Source organism: Actinomycetota bacterium, assembly GCA_018830725.1.
Lineage (GTDB): Bacteria > Actinomycetota > Humimicrobiia > JAHJRV01 > JAHJRV01 > JAHJRV01.
Genome location: JAHJRV010000015.1, coordinates 1 through 2,094, shown reverse-complemented (window position 1 = coordinate 2,094; position 2,094 = coordinate 1). Strand labels below are relative to the sequence as shown.

Here is a 2,094-nt window from a genome sequence, read left to right as displayed (position 1 = left end):
ACGGTCCGCGGGTTTACGTGTCAGGGGACGGTTCTTTGTCACACTTCAAGAATATATATTTACCTTATTGAATCGCCACCAGCGGTTAAAAGAATTGGTCTTTTGCAATTTTTCTACACCTTAATATTAATACGACAAAAGGTTTCAAAAACCCTTCTTTTTTAAAAAAATAGTTGGGAGGCGCAAGATGTAAGATTCAAATTTTTAGAAAAGAGGAGAAAGATGGATTCCCATTTTCATGAGAATGACATAAAGAGTAATGAGATTGCCACGGGGAGCACTCAAGTGATATTGAGCGCTCCCCTCGCAATAACAGAGGAATTAATATTAATAATATTTACTTACAAATGGGGAAAATGTGTAAAACCTGTGGGAAAATACCTTCTTGAAAGCCTTATATAATAAGGGTTTTCACCTATATCTAAAATAAGCCATTTTAAGCTATTTTAAGCGTCTATTTAAAAAATATGACAAATCACCTTAGGCTACCTTAAAAAACGCCTCTACGACAATATTTCGCTGAAACCCTTATTTTGCAAGGCTTTCAGGCTGCTAAAAATAGAGTTTTTAGCCCTTTTTGCCTTATTTTCTCCATATTTTAGAAGCATTACTGATATCCCATATAACAAAAAAACGCAGAAACCCTTATATTTTCTACGCTTTAAAGACTTACTGTTTTTTCCTATAAAAACTGATAATACTCTAATTCTATATATATTTATCTTTCTTGCTCAGCTAAAAATCAGTTTTCCTGTTCCTCTCTTTTTCTCCCTTTTGGATAATTATTTAATCAATAAATGTGCCACAGACCCAGTGTCATATTTTAATGCCAAAAGAACCGTCCCCATGACAAAATTAACTTGGTTATTTATAAGGAAAATAGCTATCTTCCTTCAGGGGTGGCCTGGTCATATTGCTAATATGGCATATCCCTTGTTATATTGCAAGACCCCTATACTTCCTTCTCTTCATCTATGCAGCCAATTCTGAAGAATCTCCCGTACAGAACGATTCAACTCCTTTGAAAAATCAGCATTAAATTTTCTTAAGAAAAAATGCTGACCTATATTCTGTGCCCCAGGTGAAAAATTATTAACCTTAAATACTCTCTCTTCTAAATCTTTATGCATGTTATTAAACTCCTCTTTGTTTAGCCTTCTATATTTATCCTTAAATACAATAAACTGCTTATCAAATCTACGAGTTTGCCCCCTTTCCCTTTGCTGCTCTGTTGGATAACCAAAACAAAGAAGTACAATTGGAAATACATATTGAGGTAAGTCAAATAATTCCCTATGAATTTCATAGTTTTCCATTATATCACCTATATAACATGAACCCACACCAAGGGATTCTGCAGCTATTACTGCATTTTGAGCAGCAATAATCACATCGGAACATGCTAAAAACAAATCACCTTCCTGGGGTCTTCTCATTTCAATATTCATTCTTTTGCATAGTTCAGGTACTTCAGAGTTAATAAAATAATCGTACCATCTTTGATAATCTGCCAAAAATAATAATACCAAAGGAGCCTTAGCTATAAAAGGCTGATTATCACATGTCTTAGCCAAAGTATCTTTTATTGACTGGTCAGTAACTTCAATGATTGAATATAGCATCATATTTCCAGCAGTTGGAGCTTTCATGGCAGCCTTTATTATTTCATCCTTTATGTCTTCAGGTATATCACTATTCTTATATGCCCTTATCGATTTTCTTTCATAAATAACCTTTAATACAGGATTCATCTCTATTATCCCTTCTAATTTTTTTAATAATACTACCTTCAAGATTAAATTTTTTAGATAATATTTTGAAAATAGGGACTGAAAATAGGGACACCTATTTACCAACTTGCTTCTTAGGCTTTCCTTTTAACTTTAGCTTAAAAAGTCTCTTAAGCTGTCCTTCAAGTCTTTCTACAAAATCATTCGTTCCAAGAGGTCGGTCTGTTCTGGTCTTTTCCCTGATCCCTTTCATTTCATCGGGATTATCAGGCGTCTCTATAAACTATCGGGGGACGGTTTTATCACACTTCAAGAATATATATTTACCTTATTGAATCGCCACCAGCGGTTAAAAGAATTAGTT

At 33.9% G+C, this 2,094-nt stretch carries 3 protein-coding genes; 1 reads left to right on the top strand and 2 read right to left on the bottom strand.

Going from position 1 to position 2,094, the window contains the following annotated elements:
* Positions 1-222 precede the first annotated feature (222 nt).
* The gene (locus KKC53_00665) at positions 223-402 is read left to right on the top strand and encodes a hypothetical protein (GenBank protein MBU2597686.1); all 180 of its coding nucleotides are present in this window, start codon (positions 223-225) and stop codon (positions 400-402) included.
* Positions 403-968: 566 nt separating this feature from the next.
* On the opposite strand, the gene KKC53_00660 is transcribed toward KKC53_00665, so the two are convergent.
* A complete protein-coding gene (locus KKC53_00660) occupies positions 969-1,751 on the bottom strand; it encodes a nitroreductase family protein (protein MBU2597685.1) in 783 nt (260 codons plus the stop codon).
* 94 nt (positions 1,752-1,845) lie between these two features.
* A complete protein-coding gene (locus KKC53_00655) occupies positions 1,846-1,983 on the bottom strand; it encodes a hypothetical protein (protein ID MBU2597684.1) in 138 nt (45 codons plus the stop codon).
* Between the last annotated feature and the right edge of the window lie 111 nt (positions 1,984-2,094).